The sequence below is a fragment of the Streptomyces sp. NPDC005181 genome (genome assembly GCF_040608395.1).
GTDB lineage: Bacteria > Actinomycetota > Actinomycetes > Streptomycetales > Streptomycetaceae > Streptomyces.
This window is the reverse complement of the sequence record NZ_JBEXID010000052.1, coordinates 19,636-40,784: the sequence shown is the minus strand read 5'-3', so window position 1 is coordinate 40,784 and position 21,149 is coordinate 19,636. Positions and strand designations below refer to the sequence as shown.

At 71.0% G+C, this 21,149-nt stretch carries 20 protein-coding genes; 11 read left to right on the top strand and 9 right to left on the bottom strand.

All coding sequences use genetic code 11. The features are described 5' to 3' along the window. Positions 1-87: 87 nt before the first annotated feature. Positions 88-1,125, top strand: a complete 1,038-nt coding sequence (locus ABZV38_RS27245; RefSeq protein ID WP_356331098.1) for an NUDIX domain-containing protein — start codon at positions 88-90, stop codon at positions 1,123-1,125. A gap of 235 nt (positions 1,126-1,360) precedes the next feature. On the opposite strand, the gene ABZV38_RS27240 is transcribed toward ABZV38_RS27245, so the two are convergent. Continuing rightward, on the bottom strand, positions 1,361-2,725 hold the full coding sequence (locus tag ABZV38_RS27240) for a dipeptidase (protein WP_356331097.1): 1,365 nt from the start codon (positions 2,723-2,725) through the stop codon (positions 1,361-1,363). 182 nt (positions 2,726-2,907) lie between these two features. On the opposite strand from ABZV38_RS27240, the gene ABZV38_RS27235 reads away from it, so the two are divergent. Beyond that, on the top strand, positions 2,908-4,122 hold the full coding sequence (locus ABZV38_RS27235; RefSeq protein WP_356331096.1) for a geranylgeranyl reductase family protein: 1,215 nt from the start codon (positions 2,908-2,910) through the stop codon (positions 4,120-4,122). 390 nt (positions 4,123-4,512) lie between these two features. Beyond that, positions 4,513-5,274 (top strand): hypothetical protein, encoded by a 762-nt coding sequence (locus tag ABZV38_RS27230; RefSeq protein ID WP_356331095.1) that lies wholly within the window; start codon positions 4,513-4,515, stop codon positions 5,272-5,274. Between the two features lie 141 nt (positions 5,275-5,415). On the opposite strand, the gene ABZV38_RS27225 is transcribed toward ABZV38_RS27230, so the two are convergent. Next, on the bottom strand, positions 5,416-5,865 hold the full coding sequence (locus ABZV38_RS27225) for a nitroreductase family deazaflavin-dependent oxidoreductase (protein WP_356331094.1): 450 nt from the start codon (positions 5,863-5,865) through the stop codon (positions 5,416-5,418). A gap of 129 nt (positions 5,866-5,994) precedes the next feature. On the opposite strand from ABZV38_RS27225, the gene ABZV38_RS27220 reads away from it, so the two are divergent. The 3 genes from ABZV38_RS27220 to ABZV38_RS27210 all read left to right on the top strand — a co-directional run bounded on the left by ABZV38_RS27220 (position 5,995) and on the right by ABZV38_RS27210 (position 8,906). Further along, the gene (locus ABZV38_RS27220; RefSeq protein WP_356331093.1) at positions 5,995-6,732 is read left to right on the top strand and encodes a TetR/AcrR family transcriptional regulator; all 738 of its coding nucleotides are present in this window, start codon (positions 5,995-5,997) and stop codon (positions 6,730-6,732) included. 261 nt (positions 6,733-6,993) lie between these two features. Next, positions 6,994-8,244, top strand: coding sequence for a sensor histidine kinase (locus ABZV38_RS27215; protein ID WP_356331092.1), 1,251 nt, complete (start codon positions 6,994-6,996; stop codon positions 8,242-8,244). Further along, a complete protein-coding gene (locus ABZV38_RS27210) occupies positions 8,241-8,906 on the top strand; it encodes a response regulator transcription factor (RefSeq protein ID WP_356331091.1) in 666 nt (221 codons plus the stop codon). Before ABZV38_RS27215 ends, ABZV38_RS27210 begins: the two co-directional genes overlap by 4 nt. Here the strand turns inward: ABZV38_RS27210 and ABZV38_RS27205 are convergent. Both ABZV38_RS27205 and ABZV38_RS27200 read right to left on the bottom strand, forming a co-directional pair. After that, on the bottom strand, positions 8,867-9,181 hold the full coding sequence (locus ABZV38_RS27205; RefSeq protein ID WP_356331090.1) for a DUF6332 family protein: 315 nt from the start codon (positions 9,179-9,181) through the stop codon (positions 8,867-8,869). The two genes, ABZV38_RS27210 and ABZV38_RS27205, sit on opposite strands and share 40 nt — an antisense overlap. 103 nt (positions 9,182-9,284) lie before the next feature. Continuing rightward, positions 9,285-10,748 (bottom strand): MFS transporter, encoded by a 1,464-nt coding sequence (locus ABZV38_RS27200; RefSeq protein ID WP_356331107.1) that lies wholly within the window; start codon positions 10,746-10,748, stop codon positions 9,285-9,287. A 138-nt stretch (positions 10,749-10,886) separates the two neighbouring features. Between ABZV38_RS27200 and ABZV38_RS27195 the strand changes: the two genes are divergently transcribed. Then, positions 10,887-11,288 carry a MarR family transcriptional regulator gene (locus tag ABZV38_RS27195; RefSeq protein ID WP_356331089.1) on the top strand — a complete coding sequence of 134 codons (402 nt, stop codon included), beginning with the start codon at positions 10,887-10,889 and terminating at the stop codon, positions 11,286-11,288. A gap of 53 nt (positions 11,289-11,341) precedes the next feature. Here the strand turns inward: ABZV38_RS27195 and ABZV38_RS27190 are convergent, their stop codons facing one another. Together ABZV38_RS27190 and ABZV38_RS27185 are read right to left on the bottom strand one after the other, a co-directional pair. After that, the gene (locus tag ABZV38_RS27190) at positions 11,342-12,103 is read right to left on the bottom strand and encodes a maleylpyruvate isomerase family mycothiol-dependent enzyme (protein ID WP_356331088.1); all 762 of its coding nucleotides are present in this window, start codon (positions 12,101-12,103) and stop codon (positions 11,342-11,344) included. Between the two features lie 205 nt (positions 12,104-12,308). Then, on the bottom strand, positions 12,309-13,526 hold the full coding sequence (locus ABZV38_RS27185) for an MFS transporter (protein ID WP_356331087.1): 1,218 nt from the start codon (positions 13,524-13,526) through the stop codon (positions 12,309-12,311). Positions 13,527-13,767: 241 nt separating this feature from the next. Here ABZV38_RS27185 and ABZV38_RS27180 point away from each other — a divergent pair, with 241 nt between their 5' ends. Continuing rightward, positions 13,768-14,982: an ROK family protein gene (locus tag ABZV38_RS27180; protein ID WP_356331086.1), complete on the top strand. Its 1,215-nt coding sequence runs from the start codon at positions 13,768-13,770 to the stop codon at positions 14,980-14,982. Between the two features lie 114 nt (positions 14,983-15,096). Here the strand turns inward: ABZV38_RS27180 and ABZV38_RS27175 are convergent, their stop codons facing one another. The 3 genes from ABZV38_RS27175 to ABZV38_RS27165 form a co-directional block, all read right to left on the bottom strand. Further along, positions 15,097-15,816 (bottom strand): DUF4230 domain-containing protein, encoded by a 720-nt coding sequence (locus ABZV38_RS27175; protein ID WP_356331085.1) that lies wholly within the window; start codon positions 15,814-15,816, stop codon positions 15,097-15,099. A 233-nt stretch (positions 15,817-16,049) separates the two neighbouring features. After that, a complete protein-coding gene (locus tag ABZV38_RS27170) occupies positions 16,050-16,631 on the bottom strand; it encodes a DUF4865 family protein (RefSeq protein WP_356331084.1) in 582 nt (193 codons plus the stop codon). 55 nt (positions 16,632-16,686) lie between these two features. Further along, a complete protein-coding gene (locus tag ABZV38_RS27165; protein WP_356331083.1) occupies positions 16,687-17,256 on the bottom strand; it encodes a TetR/AcrR family transcriptional regulator in 570 nt (189 codons plus the stop codon). 193 nt (positions 17,257-17,449) lie between these two features. Here ABZV38_RS27165 and ABZV38_RS27160 point away from each other — a divergent pair, with 193 nt between their 5' ends. From ABZV38_RS27160 to ABZV38_RS27150, 3 genes are read left to right on the top strand one after another with little or no spacing between them, the layout of a single operon-like run. Then, positions 17,450-17,752 (top strand): SHOCT domain-containing protein, encoded by a 303-nt coding sequence (locus ABZV38_RS27160; protein ID WP_356331082.1) that lies wholly within the window; start codon positions 17,450-17,452, stop codon positions 17,750-17,752. Beyond that, on the top strand, positions 17,749-18,528 hold the full coding sequence (locus ABZV38_RS27155; protein WP_356331080.1) for an ABC transporter ATP-binding protein: 780 nt from the start codon (positions 17,749-17,751) through the stop codon (positions 18,526-18,528). Before ABZV38_RS27160 ends, ABZV38_RS27155 begins: the two co-directional genes overlap by 4 nt. Continuing rightward, positions 18,525-21,116, top strand: a complete 2,592-nt coding sequence (locus ABZV38_RS27150; RefSeq protein WP_356331079.1) for an FtsX-like permease family protein — start codon at positions 18,525-18,527, stop codon at positions 21,114-21,116. Before ABZV38_RS27155 ends, ABZV38_RS27150 begins: the two co-directional genes overlap by 4 nt. Positions 21,117-21,149: the final 33 nt, after the last annotated feature.

Sequence of the window (21,149 nt, the reverse complement as noted above, 5' to 3'; positions counted from 1 at the left end):
CCGTTCATGCAACAGGATCGCCACGGCCGGGTTTTCGCGGCAGGGTGTTGCGGGCAAGCCACAGAGGGCTACGGAAGAGGGGGAACCGTGATCGTCTGGATCAACGGTGCGTTCAGCACGGGCAAGACGAGCGCCGCGCGCGAACTGATCGATCTGATCCCGAACAGCACCTTCTACGACCCCGAACTGATCGGCGGGGCACTGCGGTACCTGCTGCCTCAGAAGAGACTTGCCGAGGTGACCGACTATCAGGATCTGCCGATCTGGCGGCGGATGGTGGTGGACACCGCAGCGGCTCTGCTTGCCGAGTTGCCCGGGGTGCTCGTGGTGCCGATGACGCTGCTGCGGCAGGAGTACCGCGACGAGATATTCGGAGGGCTCGCCTCCAGGCGCATTCCGGTGCGTCATGTGCTGCTCTCACCTGAGGAAACGATCCTGCGGCAGCGGATTGCCGGTCGCGAGGAAGTACCGGACGACCCGGAAGCCAGCGAACGCATACGGCAGTGGGCCTACGAGCACATCGACCCCTACCGTGCCGCTCTCGACTGGATCACCGCGGACGCCCACACCATCGACACCAGCACACTGACTCCGCAGGAGACGGCCGAGCGCATCGCCGAGGCCGTACGCACTGGAGCGGCCGGCACGTGCGAGATCGTACAGACGCCTGAACCGACCGCCGAGACCCTCGCCGCCGGGGTCCTGCTCTTCGACGAACACGACCGGGTCCTGCTCGTCGACCCCACGTACAAGCCCGGCTGGGAGTTCCCCGGCGGGGTGGTGGAGCCCGGCGAGGCACCGGCACAGGCCGGGATACGGGAAGTGGCCGAGGAGATAGGGATACAGCTCGACCGGATACCGCACCTGCTGGTCGTCGACTGGGAGCCGCCGAACCCTCCCGGCTACGGAGGACTGCGGCTGCTCTTCGACGGCGGCCTGCTGCGCCGCGAGGACGCCGACCGGCTGCTGCTGCCCGGCTCCGAACTGCGCGGCTGGCGGTTCGTCACCGAGGCGGAGGCCGCGACGATGCTGCCGCCCATCCGGTACGAACGGCTCCGCTGGGCACTGCGGGCCCGCGAGCGGTCAACCGTGCTCAACCTGGAAGCCGGAGTCCCGGTCGGCTGACGCCCGCAGCACCGCCGCCGCGTCGACGGTGAGCGGACCACGGCCGCCCGCCGGGCGGACCTGCGCTCTGAGCGAGCTTCGCCCAGCGCGAACCGGAGCCCCGGGGCGCTGCGGCGACGCTCTGCTCGCAGCCGGCGCCGATTCCCCTGGATCGTCGCGCCGCAGCACCCGGCCCTGTGCGTACGCCCCCGAGGAGCGCTCCCGCCGGTGCCGGACCGGAGCGGGCGATGCGGGATCAGGCCCGCTTGGACTCCGCGTAGTTCTGCAGGAACAGCGCCTCGGCGACCGACAGCCGCTCCAGCTCCTCGGGCGACACGCTCTCGTTCACCGCGTGGATCTGGGCCTCCGGCTCGCTCAGGCCGATCAGCAGGATCTCCGCCGCCGGGTAGAGCGCCGCCAGCGTGTTGCAGAGAGGGATCGACCCGCCCATGCCGGACGACTGCATCTTCTCGCCGGGGTAGGCGGCCTCCATGGCCTGCGCCATCGAGGTGTACGCCGGGCTGGAGATGTCCGCGCGGAACGCCTGGCCCTGGCCCACCTGCTCGACGGCCACCCGTGCACCCCACGGCGCGTGCGCCTTCAGATGGGCGGTCAGCAGCTTCGTCGCCTCGGCGGCGTCCTGGCCCGGCGGCACCCGCAGGCTGACCTGCGCCCGCGCCGTCGCCTGCAACGACGGCGTCGCGCCGACCACGGGCGGGCAGTCGATGCCGATGACGGTGACGGCCGGCCGGGCCCAGATGCGGTCGGCGACCGTACCCGTGCCGATCAGCTCCACACCGTCGAGCACCTTCGCGTCTGAGCGGAACTCGGCCTCCGGGTACTGCAGTCCCTCCCAGCCGGCGTCCGTGGCGAGCCCGTCGACCGTCGTGGTGCCGTCCTCGGCGCGCAGCGACGCCAGCAGCTGGATCATCGCGGCCAGCGCGTCGGGCGCGGCACCGCCGAACTGTCCGGAGTGCAGGTTGCCTTCGAGGGTGTCGAGCGTGACCCGGAGCATGGTCATCCCGCGCAGCGTCGCGGTGACCGTCGGCAGACCGACCCGGAAGTTGCCCGTGTCGCCGATGACGATGGTGTCGGCAGCCAGCAGCTCGGGGTGCGCCTCCGCGTACCGCTCCAGACCGCCGGTGCCCTGCTCTTCCGAGCCTTCGGCGATCACCTTGACGGAGACCGGGACGCCGCCGTTCGCCTTGAGCGCGCGCAGGGCGAGGAGGTGCATGATGAAGCCGCCCTTGCAGTCCGCCGCGCCACGGCCGAACCAGCGGCCGTCGCGCTCCGTCAGCTCGAACGGCGGGGAGAGCCAGGCGGACTCGTCGAGCGGCGGCTGCACGTCGTAGTGCGCGTAGAGCAGCACGGTCGGGGCGCCGGCCGGGCCGGGCAGGAAGCCGTAGACCGACTGGGTGCCGTCGGGGGTGTCGAGCAGGGCGACGTCCTGGAAGTCCTCGGCGCGCAGTGCATCGGCGACCCAGTTGGCGGCCGCCTCGCATTCGCTCTTCGGGAACTGCGCAGGATCCGCCACCGACTGGAAGGCCACCAGCTCGGACAGCTCCGCCTTGGCACGGGGCATCAGCGAGGCGACGGTCTCGGAAATCGGATGGGCGGTCATGGGCACGCTCCTCGTGGTGCGACGTTATGTGTACGAATCCGTCTGCACGAACGCCGTGGGTGCGGCGTTGCATGTCTGGCGAACGCACGGTCGATCCTCCCACAGAGAGGGCCGGCTGCAACGCGCCGTAGGATGCCGTGAGCAGTTGGGCCACTGGTCGGGATCGGGAGCAGAAGCACATCGTGAGCAGCGAGAACGCAGACGCCGGACGTGAGCTGGAAGAGTCGTCCGTGTGGGACGTCGTCGTAGTCGGCGCCGGTCCGGCCGGCGCCTCCGCGGCATACGCGGCGGCGGTTGCCGGCCGACGGGTACTGCTGCTGGAGAAGGCGGAGCTGCCCCGGTACAAGACCTGCGGCGGCGGCATCATCGGGTACTCCCGTGATGCGCTGCCGCCCGGGTTCGAACTGCCGCTGCAGGACCGGATCCACGCGGTGACGTTCTCGCTCAACGGCAGGCTGGCGCGGACGCGCCGTTCCAAGCGGATGCTCTTCGGGCTCATCAACCGGCCCGAGTTCGACGCGGGCCTGGTCGAGGAGGCGCAGAAGGCGGGCGCCGAACTCCGGACCGGAGCGACGGTGACACGGGTCGAGCAGCACGGCGCCGCGGTCCCGGACCGGCGCACGGTCGCCGTGGTGCTGTCCGGCGGCGAAACCGTCCTCACCCGTGCGGTTGTCGGCGCCGACGGCAGCGCGGGACGCATAGGGGCCCATGTCGGAGTGAAGCTCGACCAGGTGGACCTCGGCCTGGAGTCGGAGATCCCGGTCCCGGCCACGGTCGCGGAGGACTGGGCGGGGCGGGTGCTGATCGACTGGGGCCCGATGCCCGGTAGTTACGGTTGGGTGTTCCCGAAGGGCGACACCCTGACCGTCGGTGTGATCTCGGCGCGTGGCGACGGCTCGGGGACCAAGCGGTATCTGGAGGATTTCATCGCCCGGCTCGGTCTCGCCGGGTTCGAGCCGAAGATCTCCTCCGGTCATCTCACGCGTTGCCGCAGCGACGATTCGCCGCTGTCGCGCGGGCGGGTGCTCGTCTGCGGTGACGCAGCAGGCCTGCTGGAGCCGTGGACCCGTGAAGGCATCTCGTTCGCGCTGCGTTCGGGGCGGCTCGCCGGTGAGTGGGCGGTCCGGATCGCGGAGTCCCACGACGCGGTGGACGCCCGCCGCCAGGCGCTCAACTACGCCTTCGCCATCAAGGCCGGAATGGGCGTCGAGATGGGCGTCGGCAGGCGCATGCTGAAGCTCTTCGAGCGCCGCCCGGGCATACTGCACGCGGTGCTGACCGGATTCCGCCCGGCCTGGAAGGCGTTCGCCGGGATCACCCGGGGGACGACTTCGCTGGCCGAGCTGGTCCGTACGCATCCGCTGGCACAGCGCGCCCTGTCGGCGATGGACCGCTAGGAACTGTCCGGGCGATCACGCTGCTTGTGTGAGCTGAGCCGTCTTCATCATGCGGTTTCCGCCCAGAGCCGACTCGATGGATGGATGCGGAGGGTGCCCCCCTCCTGACCACCGCCACCTGGCTGCCGTTCCACCCCAAGGTCGCGCCCTTTGTGCTCGCGAATCTGCTGCCCCGTCTGTCTTTGCCGGTGACGTCGGTGCGCCGGCGCCCGGGGGCGAGCACCTTCCTGGCCCGGGAACCCGCCCCTGACGAACAGCCACCCTTACCAGCACCAGCGCCCACCGGACGAGCGAGCGTCTCCGGGAATGGGGATTGCCGGCATGGCAGCGCCCCGGTAGGTTAGCGATCTTCGGGCGGCGCAACCTCCGGAGTCCTCGAAGGCGAACGCCATGCTGAACCTCGACCGGCCCAGCGCACGACTCCGTCTCGATGCAGCGCTGGACGGCCTGGCCTCCACCTTCCGCGGGATGATCGCCCGCCCCGACGAGCACAACTGCGAGTGCCACTGGGGCAGCGCTGAAGATCTCGCACAGCTCAAGGTGCCGGACACGGAGCTGGACCCCGACCTCCTGCAGCGCACATGGCAGGCCGTCGACTGGCGCGATCACGCATCCGTACTGCGCCGGATCCTGCCCCAGTTCGCCACAGCCCTCGTCAGTGGCCTCATCGAGTCCCACTTCCGTATGGAGGAGGCCGGGCGTTCGTTCGCTCGCGGCCACTGGCAGCAGTGGCCTCCGGAGCAGGCTTCGGCAGTCAAGGAATTCCTGCAGGCATGGTGGGCGCACACGCTCACCGATCCGGATCCCGCCCAACCGGCGTACGAGGTCCTCGTACTGTGTGCTGAGGCATCGGGCACGTTGAGCCCGTGGCTCCGCACCTGGGAAGTACTGACTGACCCCGTGGCCGACCAACACCTGGCCGAAGCGGCGGAAGAGTGGGAGTACGACCTGCTTGGTGACCGACTTCCCTGGCACGCGTGGGAGGACGAGGAAGAGATGCGCGTCGAGCTGACCGCCTGGCTCGTCCACCATGCTCCCGCCCGGCTCCGTGGCCTGGGCGTATCCGAGGACCTGCTTCACCGGGTGCGGCTGCTGGGGGTCACCGGTCTTGATCGCTGGGACGACCCGCATCGGTCCGGCCACCGCTACTGATCCACGAACCACTGGCTCCCTGTATGCGTAGCGAGGCGGGTGCGCGGACGAGGGTGGCCGGGGGCGGACCGGAAGGTCCTGAGTGGCGGGCCGGGGGTCCGCACGGGACGGCAGGCCCGGGCCCGGTCGGGTGCGAGCCCGTCAGGCCTCGATCGTGACCCGGAAGATCGGGTGGTCGGGGGCGATGCGGCGCAGCTCCTCGGCGGACGAGTCCGGGCCGACGCCGCCGAAGAAGACGCCGACCTCCGCCTTCCAGCGCTTGAGGTAGGCGCGCAGCAGCTCGGGCTTCTCGTCGTCGGGAACCTCCATGGCGGTGAAGACATCGACCTTCTTGCCGAGGTGGAGCTCGCCGCCGCCGGCCGCGCGCATGTTGTGCGTCCACTGGACGTGGCCGCGGGGCGCGACGAGGTACTGCCGGCCGTCCACGGTCAGGAGGTTGACCGGGGTGCGGCGCCACTCGCCGCTCTTGCGGCCGCGGACCGCCAGGACCCGCGAGCCCCAGACGCTGATGCCGCGCCGGGTGATCCAGGCGACCGTGCGGTTGAAGACGTTGACGGTGAACCAGCCGGGCTTCTGAACGTGCACGGACATCGAGTTCCCTTTCGGAAAGTGTGAGCACTGCTCTCGCTTGAGATCAGTGTGCACGCCTTTGGTGCTCAAAAGCAAGAGCGCTGCTCTTGTTGCTGGTCGGTGCTCCACCTCCATGGCAGACTGATCGCCATGAGCGCCATCCGAGGAGCCAGGGAACGGGCCCGCATCGAAGTCACCGCCGCCATCAAGGACGAGGCGAGAAGGCAGCTCGCGGCCGACGGCGCCGCAAGACTTTCGCTGCGCGCCGTCGCCCGTGAACTGGGCATGGTCTCGTCCGCGCTCTACCGCTACTTCCCCAGCCGCGACGAGCTGCTCACGGCCTTGATCGTGGATGCGTACGACGCCGTGGGCGAGGCCGCAGAGGCCGCCGACCGCGCGTCCTGTGCAGGACCGTCCGCCCCCGCCCCCCATCTCGCCCGCTGGACCGCGGTCGCCTGCGCCGTACGCGACTGGGCCCTCGCCCACCCCCATGAGTACGGTCTGATCTATGGGTCGCCGGTGCCTGGTTACTCCGCGCCCCAGGCGACGATCGGCCCCGCCTCCCGCGTCGGCCTCGTCCTCATCGCGATCGTCGGCGACGCCCACCGCACGGACGGTCTCGCCCTGCCGCCGCTCGACGCCGAGCTGCGTCCCGAGGCTGAACGGATGGCCGCCGACCTCGCCCCCGATCTCCCCCCGGCGGTCGTCGCCCCGCTCGTGGCCGCGTGGTCGCAGCTCTTCGGGTTGATCTCCTTCGAGGTCTTCGGGCAGTTCAACCGGATCGTCGAGGCGCGGGAGGCCTTCTTCCGGCAGGCCGTCGGCGAACTGGCGCGACACGTCGGGCTGCTCGGCGGCCGGGTCGACCGCAAGTCGGGCACCGGTGCCTGAGCCCGCAGCGCAACGCTCCTGGCCCTGCTCGCGAGCCTGCGCCGACGGCATACTCCGCCGGGAGTACGCGTGATCACCACGCCCGGCTGACGCCGCAGCCATGGCCCGCGGACTAGCGTTGCCGGTATGGAAGAGCAGCGCTCACACGGAAGCGGCGGTCCCCCTCGGGTGCAGGGCGGACCGCCGCAGCGGCGGCCCTGGATTCACACGGGCTCCGGCGGACCGTGGGAGCACGGCGGGTTGCCGCGCCGGCTGACGGGGATGAGGGCGCGGTCCACCGCCCGCCTGCCGTGGCCCTCCACCATTCTGGTCGGTGCGATCGTCATGATCGGCTCGTCCGTCGCCGCCCGGGGCCAGCTCGGCGAGCGCGCCCCGTTGGACCTCTTCGCCAGGGTGCTGCTCTTCGTCGCCGTCGCCGTACTGCTGCTGCGCCACCGCCGCCCCGTCCTGGCGGTGTTCGTCTCCGCGGCCGCGGCCATGATCTATCTCGGGGCCGGCTATCCGTACGGTCCGGTCTTCCTGGCCGTCGCGGTCGGATCCTTCAGCGCCGTCGTGGCCGGGCACCGGCGGGCCGCCTGGTCGGCTGTGGGAATGGTGTGGGTGGGGCATCTGCTGGTGGCCCACTGGCTTTACCGCTGGCTGCCGCCGAGCGGCGACTCGGGCGCACCGTGGGGGCAGGAACTGGGCGTTGCCGCCTGGGTGGTGGCGATCGTCGCAGCAGCGGAGTTCGTGCGCGTGCGCCGTGAGCAGTGGGCCTCGCAGCGGGCCGAGCGGGACGCCGCGGAGAAGCGGCGGGCCGATGAGGAGCGGCTGCGCATGGCCCGGGAGCTGCATGACGTGCTCGCCCACAGCATCTCCGTCATCAATGTCCAGGCGGGCGTCGGACGCGCGCTGCTCGACTCCGACCCCGAGCAGGCCCGCACGGCCCTCACCACGATCAAGGCAGCCAGCAAGGAGGCGCTCGGCGAGGTCCGCCAGGTCCTCGACACGCTCCGTGCCCCCGGCGACGCGCCCAGGGCCCCGGCCCCCGGTCTCGACCGGCTGCCCGAGCTGGTCGACCAGGCGGCGAGTGCCGGACTGACCGTCGCGGTGGAGACGGACGGTGCACGGAACGCCGTCCCGCCCGGTACGGATCTGGCGGCCTTCCGGATCGTGCAGGAGGCGCTGACGAATGTGGTGCGGCATTCGGGCTCGCGCAGCGCGCGGGTCCGGATCGGTTACGGGGCCGACCGCATCCGGCTCCGTATCGACGACGAGGGACCCGCCACCGGCAGCGAGGCCGGGGGCAGCGGAAACGGGCTGGCCGGCATGCGGGAGCGGGCCGCTGCCCTGGGCGGCACGATCGAGGCGGATCCTCGGCCGGACGGCGGCTTCCGGGTACTGGCCGAGCTTCCCCTGCGCCCGGCGTCGCCGGAAGACACCGCGCCGGACGCGAGGGAGGAGGCGACGCGCGGCACCAAGCAGGACACGACGGGGGACACTGTGCAGGAGACGACGGAGGAGACACCGTGATCCGCGTACTGATCGCCGATGACCAGTCGTTGGTCCGGGCCGGCTTCCGCGCCTTGCTGGACGCCCAGCCGGACATCGAGGTGGCGGGGGAGGCCGCCGACGGCGAGGAGGCCGTACGTCTGGTACGCGAACTGCGGCCGGACACCGTGCTGATGGACATCCGCATGCCGCATCTCGACGGCCTCGCCGCGACCCGCACCATCACCGGGGATCCGGAGCTGACCGACGTCAAGGTGGTCATGCTCACCACCTTCGAGCTCGACGAGTACGTCTTCGAGGCAATCCGCTCGGGGGCCTCCGGCTTTCTGGTCAAGGACACCGAACCGGAGGAACTGCTGCGGGCGGTCCGGGCCGTGGTGGGCGGCGACGCCCTGCTCTCGCCCGGGGTGACCCGACGGCTGATCGCCGAGTTCGCGGCCCGCTCCAAGGAGCCCGCGGCCGCGACCGGGCTGAGCGAACTCACCGAACGGGAAAGGGAAGTGATGGCGCTGGTCGGTATCGGCCTCTCCAACGAGGAGATCGCCCGCCGGCTTGTCGTCAGCCCGCTCACGGCCAAGACCCATGTCAGTCGCACCATGGTGAAGCTCGGTGCCCGCGACCGGGCTCAACTCGTGGTACTCGCCTATGAGTCGGGGCTCGTACGGCCCGGCTGGCTCGGCTGAGACGGAGCCTGCGGGCGGTGTGTGGCGACCGGACGACGGCTCCCCCGACGGGGGAATCCCCACAACACATCGACGAGGCGGGCGACGAAGACGACGGCCGCGACAACGGCCCCGATCAGGAACACCACTCGCTCCGTCGCGCGCGACAGATCCAGGTAGACGGTGGGCGCGCCCACGGCGAGGAACGCGGCCGCGGCCAGAACAGCCGCACTGACCAGGGCGAAGCCGATCTCGACGGTCATCGCGTCCCGGTCTTCCTGACTTCGTCGTCCCATGTCCGAAGTGTCACAGGGGCGGTGGGCTGCGGGCAAGCATGCCTCGCAGTCCACCGCCCCGTTCCCCCTTGTCGGTCGGTCATCGGGACAGCGGACCGGCCGGTCAGTCCCGGACCGCCACCTTCTGTGCGGCCGACTTCTGTGCGGCTGCCGCCTCCGCGGCCGCCCGGTCGCCCTCGGACGACGCGACCAGCACGGAGTGCTGAACGGGCCTTCGGCGGCGCAGCCCGGTCAGCGTGATCAGCAGCCCGACGAGCGCGATCACCGTGACCACCATCAGGCCCGGCCGGTAGCTGTCGAGGACGGCCTGCGGGGAGCCGTCTCCGCTGCCGTGCGCCGTGATCACCGCGGTCACGACGGCCAGGAAGATCGCCCCGCCGACCTGGATCGAGGTGTTCAGCAGGCCCGACACCATGCCCTGCTCGTTGTCGTCGACCCCGTTGGTGGCCTGGATGTTGAGGGACGGGAAGGTCAGCGCGCAGGCCGCGCCCAGCAGCAGCATCGAGGGCAGCACGACCGCCGCGTACGACGGAGTGAGGCTGATCCGGAGGAAGAGTGCGTAGCCGATGACGAGGAAGGTGAAGCCGGCTGCGAGCACGCGCGGCGTCCCGAACCGGTCGACCACATCGCCGATCTTCGTCGACGACAGGGCGACCAGCACACCCGCGGGGAGAAAGGCCAGCGCGGTCTGCAGGGCCGACCAGCCGAGCAGCGACTGCATGTACTGGGTGACCAGGAACTGGAAGCCGACATAGCTGCCGAAGAACGCCGCGGCGCCCAGCTGGGCCCTGACCTGGCTGCCGGAGCGCAGCACACCGAGCCGGACCAGCGGGTTGGCGGTGCGCCGCTCGATGGTGACGAAGACGGTGAGCAGTACGGCGACGGCGAGGAACGACAGGAGGGTCCGGGGGGAGGCCCAGCCGGCCTCCGGGGCCTGGACGACGGTGAACACCAGCAGCAGCATGGAGGCCGTGCCGGTGACGGCGCCCGGCAGGTCGTATCCGCGGTGGGTGTCCTCGCGGTCGCTGTGAGGGATCAGCCTCAGCCCCGCGACGAGGGCGATCAGGGCGATGGGGGCGGGCAGCAGCATCGTCCAGCGCCAGGACAGCTGGGTGAGCAGACCGGACAGCACCAGGCCCATGGAGAAGCCGGTGGCCGCGCACGTGGTGTAGATGGACAGCGCGCGGTTGCGCTGCGGGCCCTCCTTGAACGTCGTGGTGATGATCGAGAGCCCGGCCGGTGCAGTGAAGGCGGCGCTCAGCCCCTTGATGAAGCGGCTGGCGATCAGCAGTGGGCCGGAGTCGACGAATCCGCCGAGCAGCGAGGCGAGGGCGAACACGGCGAGTGCGATCAGGAAGACCCGGCGTCTGCCGAGCAGATCGGCGGCGCGGCCGCCGAGGAGCAGCAGTCCGCCGTAGCCGAGGATGTACCCGCTCACGATCCACTGCAGGGTCGAGGTGGTCAGGTCGAGGTCGTCGGCGATGGACGGCAGAGCGACGCCGACCATGGAGACGTCGAGGGCGTCCAGGAACATCGCGGCGCAGAGCACGAGCAGGGTGCCCCACAGGCGCGGGCTTCAACGCTCATGGGAATCGGAGACGTTGAGCGGAGAGGTCATGGCGACGACGGTACATGCACATGCATTGAATGCAAGTGCATTTAATGCTGATGCAACAAACGGCCTCATCTCTGCTAACGTGCGGTTATGGCAGCGAACAAGCCCGAGCGGGTGCTCGTCGCGGAGTGGCGGGACATCCTTGCGCTGCACGCCAGGACGTTGTGCGAGCTCGATCGTGAGCTGCATCGGCACGGCCTCGGCGCCAGCGATTTCGAGGTGCTCGACGTCCTCGCGGAAGGTACGTCGGAGGGCGGCGGTGCGTCCTATCGCGTACAGGAGCTGGCCTCCCGGGTCCATCTCAGCCAGAGTGCGCTGTCACGCCTGGTCGCACGGCTGGAGAAGGACGAACTCGTGTGCCGCGGGATGTGCAGCGAGGACCGGCGCGGGGTCCGGGTCGAGCTGACGGCGAAGGGCCGGGCGCGTCATGCCGAGGTGAAGCCTTTGCAGCGGTCGGTGCTCGCCCGGATGCTGGGCGGCGCGACCGGCTGAGTGCGGTGCGGGCCGCGGCCGGGGACCACCCGGCCGTCGTTCCCGTACGTCTGTCAGGACCACGTGACGCCGGAGTTCTCGCACCACAGCCGTGCCAGTCCCCGATCGCCCGTCACCGTGACCGCGGTGAGCGGCAGCCTGTTCCAGAGCGTCAGATAGAGCCCCTCGGCCGTCCCGCTCAATTCGCAGTCGACGGACCCCGGTCGGTGTGTGTCGGCCTCCGGCTCGCGTACGGCCTGCGGCGGCTCCGACGAGAGCTGTACGGTCCATGCGTCGCCCGTGTCCGTGGCACGCACCCGCAGTGTGCGTGGTGCATCGGTGCGCACCCTGCTCTTCGGGCGGGCGTGGAAGCCGAGCAGCAGCTCATCGATCCCGTCCAGCGCCTGCCCGGCCGCCACCGGCGAGAGCGGGCCGCCACGCGCGGACTCGGCGTCCACCCGGTGAATCGTCGTCTCGTGGGCCTGCCGCCGTGCCCAGAATGCCAGCGGGGAGGGCGCGGGCAGAAAGGTCCAGCACTCCAGGTCGGCCGGAGCGCTCTCCAGCGCGTTCACCAGCAGACCGTGTCCCTCGCGGAACCAGTCGAGCAACTCCCCGCCGTCCAGATCGGGTTCTCCGCCGCCGGCGTGGTACGTCGTGTGCCCCTCGGCGACATATGCGCTCGCCCAGCGGTGCACCATGCCCGTGTGCCGGAGCAGATTGCGCACCTGCCAGCCCGGACATGTCGGCACCGATGCGCCGGGGCCGGCCTGCTGTGCCGCGGAAGTCAGCAAGTGTCCTGCGTCCACGAGGGACTTGACGTGGTCCGTGGTCTCCATGGCAGAGATTGTGCCAGTGGCTCAGACGCCCTGGGGATGGGCGGAACGGGACCGCCCCCTCGCCGCGCACCAACCGTACGAACCAGCTGAGGGCGAGCGCCTGGTCGATGCCTCCATCGTGCGGCCGGGGAGCCGGTCCTGCCTGAGTACGCCTACTCGACCGGGCAGATGTGTGTGTCGCGGATGGCTGTCGTGCGTACGGCGATCAGGCGCGGGCCGTCGCATGCCGTGCCGCGTACCCCAGGCCTGCCGCAGCGCCGGCGAGCACCGCCACCGTAGTGAGGGCCATTGGCAGCGAGAACCAGTCGGCCAGGAACCCGATCGCGGGCGGCCCGAGCAGCATTCCGCCGTAGCCGATCGTCGACGCGACGGCCACTCCGCTCGGGCCCGCCAGTTCGCCGGCCCGGCCGACCGCTACGGGGAAGATGTTCGCCAGGCCGAGTCCGGCGACGGCGAAGCCGAGAAGGGCGAGCCAGGTGGTCGGTGCGAGCGAGCCGAGGAGCATTCCGGCCGCGCCCGTGGCACCGCCCGCGACGAGCGTGCAGGTCTGCCCGAGCCGTTCGAGCAGGGCGGTACCGGTGAGTCTGCCCGCGGTCATGGCCAGGGCGAACAGTGAGTATCCGGCGGCAGCGACGCCCGGACGGGCGTGCAGGTCCTGCGTCAGATGGAGCGCGCTCCAGTCGGCCAGCGCCCCTTCCCCGTACGCGGTGCACAGGGCGATCACACCGAACAGCAGCACCAGGTTGCGGGCCCGCCCCGCCATCCGGCGCGGCTGCTCCGCGGGGTCCGCCGCGGTCACCGTCCGGGGAGCCGGGTGTCGGAGCAGGGCCGGCCCGGCGGCAGCGGTGACCAGCAGCCCGACCCCGGTGAGGCTGAAAAGATGTGTGGCGGGGGAGAGGCCGCCTGCGACCAGTCCGCCGAGCCCGGCGCCGAGCATGCCGCCGAGGCTGAACGCGGCATGGAAGCTCGGCATGACCGGGCGCCGCAGGGCCACGACCAGATCGACCGCGGCGCTGTTCATCGCGACGTTCATCGCGCCGTACGCGGCGCCGAAGACCAGCAGGACGAGACCGAGCGCGAGGGCCGAATGCGTCTGCGCGGGCAGGGCGATGGCGAGCGAGAGGAGGGCTCCGCAGACCACCGTCAGGGGGTGGCTGCCGAACCGTCTGCACAGTTTGCCGGCGAGCATCATGGTGATGACGGCTCCGGCAGAGACCCCGAGCAGGGCGAGGCCGAGGGTGGATGCGGAGGCGCCGGTCTGGTGCTTGATGGCCGGGATGCGGACCACCCACCCGGCGAAGAGGAAACCGTCGAGGGCGAAGAACACGGTCAGCGCGGTACGGAGGCGGGCCGACGGGGGTGGGGCGGTGTCTCCGCAGGGTCCCCCCGGTAGGGCCGTCCGCAGTTTGTTTAGTTGCGGCACAAAATGAGCATAGGGGCCTCTGGGCGACGGATGCAAGATGGCCGACCGCCAGGGCCGCCACGGCAGGAATGCGCGATCACGGTGACCGGGAGGAGCGATGACAGTGACGGGAAGGGGTGATCGCGGTGGCCGGGAGGGGCGATCGCCGCGGGCCGAAACGGCGTCCGCCGTGGCCGCGAGCGGGCAGGAGTGCCCGACCGCAGCGTCCGCAGCCGCTCCGGATCATGGGAGACTCGCCCCCATGAACGGCAAGGCGACCACCACCCGGACGAAGTTGGAGAGGGGCCGGAGCGCGCTCGGGCCCGCCCTGGAGCTGGTCCACACCGGACGCGCGCCCACCCGCGCCGTGCTCACCTCCGAGCTCGGCGTCACCCGCGCGACCGCCGGCGCGGTCGCCGCGGAGCTGGAGGCGCTCGGTCTCATCCGCGTCGACTCCAGCCCCGGCTCCGCGGCAGGTTCGCAGGGCCGCCCCTCGCACCGGCTGGCGATCCACGAGTCCGGCCCGGTCGCCATCGCCGCGCAGGTGCATGCCGACGGGTTCCGTGCCGCGCTGGTGGGGCTCGGCGGCCGGATGGTCGCCACGGATCCCGGCTGTGTCACCGTCACGTCGGACCCGGCGCAGGTCGTGGGCGAAGTCGTCGACGCCTGCGCCCGGTTGCTGCGCGACAGCGGACTGCGCTGCGTCGGCGCGGGCCTCGCCGTCCCCTCCGCCGTGGCCGAACCGGAGGGCACCGCACTCAACCCACTGCACATTGCCTGGCCGGCAGGTGCCCAGGTTCGTGAGATCTTCGCCACGTGTGTACGTGAAGCGGGCATCCCCGGCCCCGCGTTCACCGGTAACGACGTCAATCTCGCCGCGCTGGCCGAGCACCGGCACGGCGCCGGCCGCGGAGCCCAGCATCTGCTCTGTGTGGCCACGGGCCACCGCGGTGTCGGCGGCGCGCTCGTTCTCGACGGCCGTCTGCACACCGGCAGTTCGGGACTGGCCCTCGAAGTCGGCCACCTCACCGTGAACCCCGAGGGGCGCCCCTGCCACTGCGGCGGTCGCGGCTGCCTCGACGTCGAGACCGACCCGCTGGCCTTCCTCACTGCCGCTCGTCGCGAACCGGGCCCCGAGGAGTCACTGCTCAAGCAGGCGAGCGACCTGCTGCGCACTGAGTGCGAGGACTCGGCGGTACGGGCCGCGGCCGAGGAACTGATCGACCGGCTCGGCCTCGGACTGGCCGGACTCGTCAACATCCTCAACCCGGACCGCATCATCCTCGGCGGACTGCACCGCGCACTGCTCGGCGCCGACCCGGAGCGACTGCGTGCCGTCGTCGCCGACCGCAGCCTGTGGGGACGCAGCGGCAGTGTGCCGATCCTGCCGTGCACCCTCGATCACAACAGTCTGGTCGGCGCGGCCGAACTGGCCTGGCAGCCGGTTCTCGACGACCCGCTGGTCGCACTGGCCTGAACCGGCGGGTGAGGTCCGGGGACGGCGGGCCGCCGGGCGATGTCGGTTGCGTACGAGGAGTCGGGAGCCGGCGGCCGGGACCTGAACGGTCGCTGTGCCGGGGGCAGCGCTCGACTACGGGGATACCTGGCCGTAGTGCACGGTGACCTTTTCGAAGCCGAGCGAGCCGAGCAGACCCTGGAGCATGCTCGTGGTGTTCTTCTCGGCCCGTTGCGTCAGACCGCTCTCCTTTGCTGCCTCACCGATGTGTTGTGCGGCAAGTTTGTTGACCGCCTGCTCACTTCCGGGGTTGTCGGAGAAGAAGTCCCCGAGCCGGTCGAGGAGACCTCGTTGTTTGGAGACGGCGTAGGAGCGATCCGGATCCAGTGCCGGTTTACCCAGTACCGCGTGGGGAAGCCGGAGTTCGGCAGTGGTGCGGTCCTCATTGACGACGACGCCGCTCCCGGTGACTTTGCCGAGGTCGACGGAAGCGCCGACCGTGCCCGCGCCGACGTACAGCGTGCGGGTCCCGCGGATCACGTCCGGCAGGAACTTGGCATCCTTCTCCAGGTCCACGACGACCTGGAAATTGCCGGAGGCGGCCTCGTACGAGCTCATGTCCTGGATCGACTTGAGCACGGCCGGACCTGAGCGGTCCTTGGTCTCGTCGCCGAAGATGTCCCCGAGGGCAGGCAGCAGGCTGAGCCTGGTCGCCAGAAGCAGCAGGGCGACGGCGGCAGCGCAGAGAGCGCCGGCCTTCCCCCATCGGCGGATTCGGTGGCCGGACCGCCCGTCCTTCTTCCTGGTCCGCTCCGGCTTTCCCGACTTGTCTGTCGTTACGTCAGTGGACGTCATACCTTCCGTGTGACCAGGCCGGGCGGATTCACGCCGTCCGCCGGTGGAACTCCGCCAGAATCCGTACGGCGGCACAGACAGTGCCACCCCGACGAGCAGGACCGCCACGACTCCGCGCGCCACTCCCCAGTCCGATCGGGCGCACACGCACTGATCGAGTAGGTTTCCGGATCAAGACCCCCGCACGCCCAGCTCCCCGGCCGGAATGTCGCCGAGCACCGTGCGGACCATGGCTACCACTGCTTGCCCTCCCCGAGCTGCTCGCGCTCCGGCATGCATAGATGCAGCACCTCGTAGCGGTCGCCGGGTGCCTCGGGGGCGTCGTGGTCCCAGAGCGTGAAGTGGAGCAGCTCCCAGCGGCGGGGGTCGACGGCCAGTGCCGTGGCGACCGCGCCGGGGGTCTTCGCCAGCGCCCCGCTCTCCTCCAGCGCCGCCTCGGCCGCGTCCGCCGGGGCCACCGGGGCCGGGATCGGCGCGCGGTGCCGGGTCGCCGTGCGGGGGAGTGCCGCCGACGCGGGGCCTTCCGCGTACGACAGGCCGGTCCAGTGCTGCACCTCGGGACGGCCGAAGTCATCGACGATGCCCTGGAATCCGGGCCCCCAGAGGAATGCGTTCATACCCTCGGGGGCCGTCCACACGTACAGCGGCGTGTACTGATTGACCGGCGAGTGCGCGCCGCGCTCGCGTACCAGGTACGCCTTGATTCCCAGGCCCGGGAAGGTGTCGAGGAGGTGGCCCTTGGTGGCGACGCGGGTGCGGATGATCCCCATGTCGTAGTCGGCAGGAAGGGTGATCTCGTATTGCATGGCATGCATCGCATACTCCTCGGGCCGGGTATTCGGCCACGTCGGCTGGGGTGCCTGGGAGAGGTCAGGCGGAGCCGGTGCGTGGGGCGAGCAGCGAGAGCAGGCCCCTGACGCCCGCGTCGAAGGCCGCCGTCGATCCCGAGGCGCGGGCCAGCACATAGCCGCCCTGCACCGTTGCGACCACTGTCGCCGCGATCTCGTCCGGGTTCAGTGAGCGGTCGAACTCGCCCTGGTCCAAGCCCTGCTGGACGATTTCGCCGAGCCTTCCGCGGAGCCAGCCGATCGTCTCGTCGACGGGTGCGCGCAGCTTGTCGCTGGCGATGACATCCGGGTCCATCGTCAGCCGGCCGACCGGGCAGCCGCGGAGCACGTCGCGCTCGCGCAGGAGGTACGCCGAGATCCGTTCATACGCCGGTCCCGGGCCGCCCAGCACCTGTTCGGCGGTGGCCCGCAGCTCCGTTGCGGTGCGGACGATGGCGGCGAGTGCCAGATCGGGTTTGCCCGCGAAGTGGTGGTACATGCTGCCCTGGCCGGCGCCCGCGTGCTGCTGGATGGCCTTCGGGCTCGTGCCCACGTAGCCGCGCTCCCACAGGAGCTCCCGGGTGGCTTCGACCAGACGGTCCGGAGTGCTCATGAAACTCACTGTACATACTAGTAGGTACAGAATCCAGGGATCTTGGTCGGCCCGGGGGAGCAGCCGCCCGAGGGCCGTGTACTCCCGCGGGGGTACGCCCACGGCCGCTGGCCGTACGACGACTCGGACCCCCGCCTGGAGCCAGGCTCGTCAGCGAGAACAACAGCACCACATCCCGAGGGAGCTGACCGAGATGAACACCCTGGCGTACTCCGGTGGACCCGGACCGTGGATCCTCCTCTTCCCGCTGATCTGGGCGGCCGTCGCCGTCACCGTTGTCACCGTGCTGCGCCGTACCGTCTGGCGCGGCGGCCGACGTGGCCTCCGGGGCCCGCGCACCGAGCACGGCGCCCCGGGTGCCCGCGGCGAACAGTCGCCCATCACCCTGCTCGGCCGGCGCTTCGCGGCGGGCGAGATCGACGAGGACGAGTACTGGCGGCGGCTCTCCGTGCTGGACGAGCAGTTCGGCCGTACCGGTCGGGGAGGTGCCGTATGACCACCACGGTCGGCTCCACCGCCACCTCCACCGCCGCCCGCGTCGTCGACGCCGTGAAGGTCTACGGCACGGGCGACACCGAGGTAAGGGCCCTGGACGGGGTGAGCGTCGACTTCCCGGCCGGCCGCTTCACCGCGATCATGGGGCCCTCCGGCTCCGGAAAGTCCACCCTGATGCACTGCGCCGCCGGACTCGACACACTCACGTCCGGCTCCGCCCTCATCGGTGACACCGACCTCAGCGCGCTCGACGACCGCAGGCTCACACTGCTGCGCCGGCAGCGCATCGGCTTCGTCTTCCAGGCCTTCAATCTCATCCCGACCCTCACGGTCGCCGAAAACATCACCCTTCCCATGGACCTCGCCAGCGAGCGCGGCGACCAGGAGTGGATCGACGCCCTCATCGACACCGTGGGCCTGCGGGACCGGCTGCACCACCGTCCCAGCGAACTCTCCGGCGGCCAGCAGCAGCGGGTCGCCGTGGCCCGCGCCTTCGCGGGCAGCCCCGATGTCGTCTTCGCCGACGAACCGACCGGCAATCTCGACTCCCGCTCCGGCCAGGAGGTGCTGCGGCTCCTCGGCCGCACGGTCCGGCAGACCGCCCGTACGGTCGTCATGGTCACCCACGACCCGGTCGCCGCCGCCCACGCCGACGAGGTCGTCTTCCTCGCCGACGGACGCCTCGTCGACCGGATGCCGGATCCCACCGCGGCGCGCGTGCTCGACCGCCTCAAGGCCTTCGACCTCACGCCCGGCACGACGGCGGTGACGTCATGACGAGCACCCGCGCCGCCGTGCGCCTCAGCGTCTCGTCGCTCCGCGCCCACAAGCGCCGCTTTGCCGGCACCTTCACCGCCGTTCTGCTCGGTGTCGCCTTCCTCGCCGGCACGCTCATCATGGGCGACACCCTGCGGGCGAGCTTCGACACGATGTTCGCCGCCGCCGCGAGCGGTACGGACGCGGTCGTCCGCAGCTCCAACGTGGTGACGGTGTCCGGCGAGGGGGAGGGCACCCGGCAGCCGGTGAGCACCGCCCTGGTGAAGAAGATCGAACAGACCCCCGGTGTCGCCGCCGCGGCACCCGACATCCAGGGCGCCGGCCAGCTGATCGGCGCCGACGGCAAGCCCATCGGCGGCCAGGGCCCGCCCACCCTTGCGGGCAACTGGATCCAGGACCCGAAGCTCAACCCGTACGAACTCGCCGAAGGGCGCGCCCCGTCCGCGCCCGGCGAGGTCGTCATCAACCGCGGCACCGCCGACAGGGGCGGGCTGAAGGTCGGCGACACGACCGTACTGCGCACCCCCGACCCGGTACGTGTCACGGTCGTCGGCCTGGCCACCTTCGGCGGCGAGGACGGCATGGGCCAGGTCACCTACACCGGGATGACGCAGGCCGACGCCGAGAAGTACCTCACCCCGAAACCCGGAGAGGCGGCCGGCATCCAGGTGCGTGCCGGGCCCGGCACCAGCCAGCAGGAGCTCGTGGACGCGCTGACTCCGGTGCTGCCCAAGGACACCGAGGCCATCACCGGCCAGGCCTCCGCCGCGGAGAACCAGAACATGATCTCCGGCGCGTTCCTCGGCCTGTTCACCACACTCCTGCTGGTGTTCTCCGGGATCGTCCTGCTGGTCGCGACCTTTTCCATCCACAACACGTTCGCGATCGTCGTCGCCCAGCGCACCAGGGAGAATGCCCTGCTGCGCGCACTCGGCGCCTCCCGTCGGCAGATCCTCGGCTCGACCCTCGTCGAGGCCGCCGTCGTCGGCGTGACCGCGTCCGCCGCGGGACTGGCAGCGGGCATCGGCATCGCCGCCGGACTGCAGGCGCTCTTCCCCGCCGTCGGCTTCCCGTTCCCCGAGGGCGCGCTCGTGATCAGCGGGGTCTCGCTGCTGCTGCCGCTCGCCGTCGGCGTCATTGTCTGCCTCGGCTCCGCCCTCCTGCCAGCCTTCCGTGCGGGACGCACCGCACCGCTCGCGGCCCTTCGCGAGACCGCCGTCGACGACTCGGCGGCCTCCCGGCCCCGTGCCGTCACCGGCGTCGTGCTGCTGCTCACCTCCGTCGGCACGATTGTGACCGGCATCCTGGCCGGTCCGTCCATGTGGCTGCCGGCCGCAGGGGCGGTCCTGGCTCTCACCGCGTTCGTCGTGCTCGGCCCGGTCGCCTCCTCGTACGCCGTACGGGTCCTCGGCGCCCCGCTCGACCGGCTGCGCGGTGTCACCGGCGGCCTTGCCAGGCGCAACGCCCTGCGCAGCCCGAAGCGGACCGCCGCCACCGCCACCGCGCTGATGATCGGCGTCGCCGTCGTCTCGCTCTTCACGGTCTTCGGCGCTTCCCTGAAGGCCACGACGAACCAGACGGTCGACCGCTCCTTCGCCGGTGATGTCGCCATCAGCGCGCCCGTGTTCGGCGCCGGTGGCAGCGGTCTCAGCCCCGGGCTCGCCCCCGCCGCCGACCGGCTGCCCGACGTGGCTACCGCGGTCGGCCTCGGCAAGGGCGTAGCGGAGGTGAATGGGTCGGGACGCGCTCTGACCGTCACCGACCCGGCCGCGCTCGCCCAGGTCTTCGACCTCGGCACGGTCCAGGGATCGATGAACGCGCTGGGCGCGAACGGCATCGCCGTATCCGGTACCGAGGCGGCCAAACGGGGTCTGCACACCGGCTCCGCCGCGCGGCTCACCTTCACCGACGGCAGGCAGCAGACCTTCACGGTCCGCGCGCTCTACGGCCGGTCGGAGCTGGCGGGTGACTATGTGATCACCCGACAGGCATGGGCCCCGCACCGCGCACAGGACTCCGACATGCTGGTCGCCGTGTCGTTCAAAGACGGGGTGTCCACCGCCGACGGAAAGGCGGCCGTCGAGAAGACCGCTGCGGCGTACGGCAGTCCGGACGTCCAGACCCGTGACGAGTACGCGCAGTCCTCGGCCGGCTCCATCGACATGGTGCTCACACTGGTCTACGCGCTATTGGCACTCGCTGTACTGATCGCGCTGCTCGGCATCGCCAACACCCTCACCCTGGCCATCCATGAACGCACCAGGGAACTTGGCCTGTTGAGGGCTGTCGGACAGACCCGGAGCCAGTTGCGGGCCATGGTCCGCTGGGAGTTCGTCCTGGTCGCCGCGTTCGGCACGGCGGGCGGTCTGCTGCTCGGCGGATTTCTCGGCTGGGTGCTGGTCAAGGCGTCAGAGGGAGCGGGCACCACCCCGTTCGCCTTCGCGCTGCCGCCGGCGCGGCTCCTGGTGGTCGCCCTGGTGGGGATCACTGCCGGGGCGCTGGCCGGCTGGCGACCGGCGCGGCGTGCGGCACGGCTGGACGTGCTCCGCGCCATTGCTGCCGATGAGACGACGACCGCGGGGCGCTGACAGACGAGGAGCGGGGCGCCTCCGGGCGCCCCG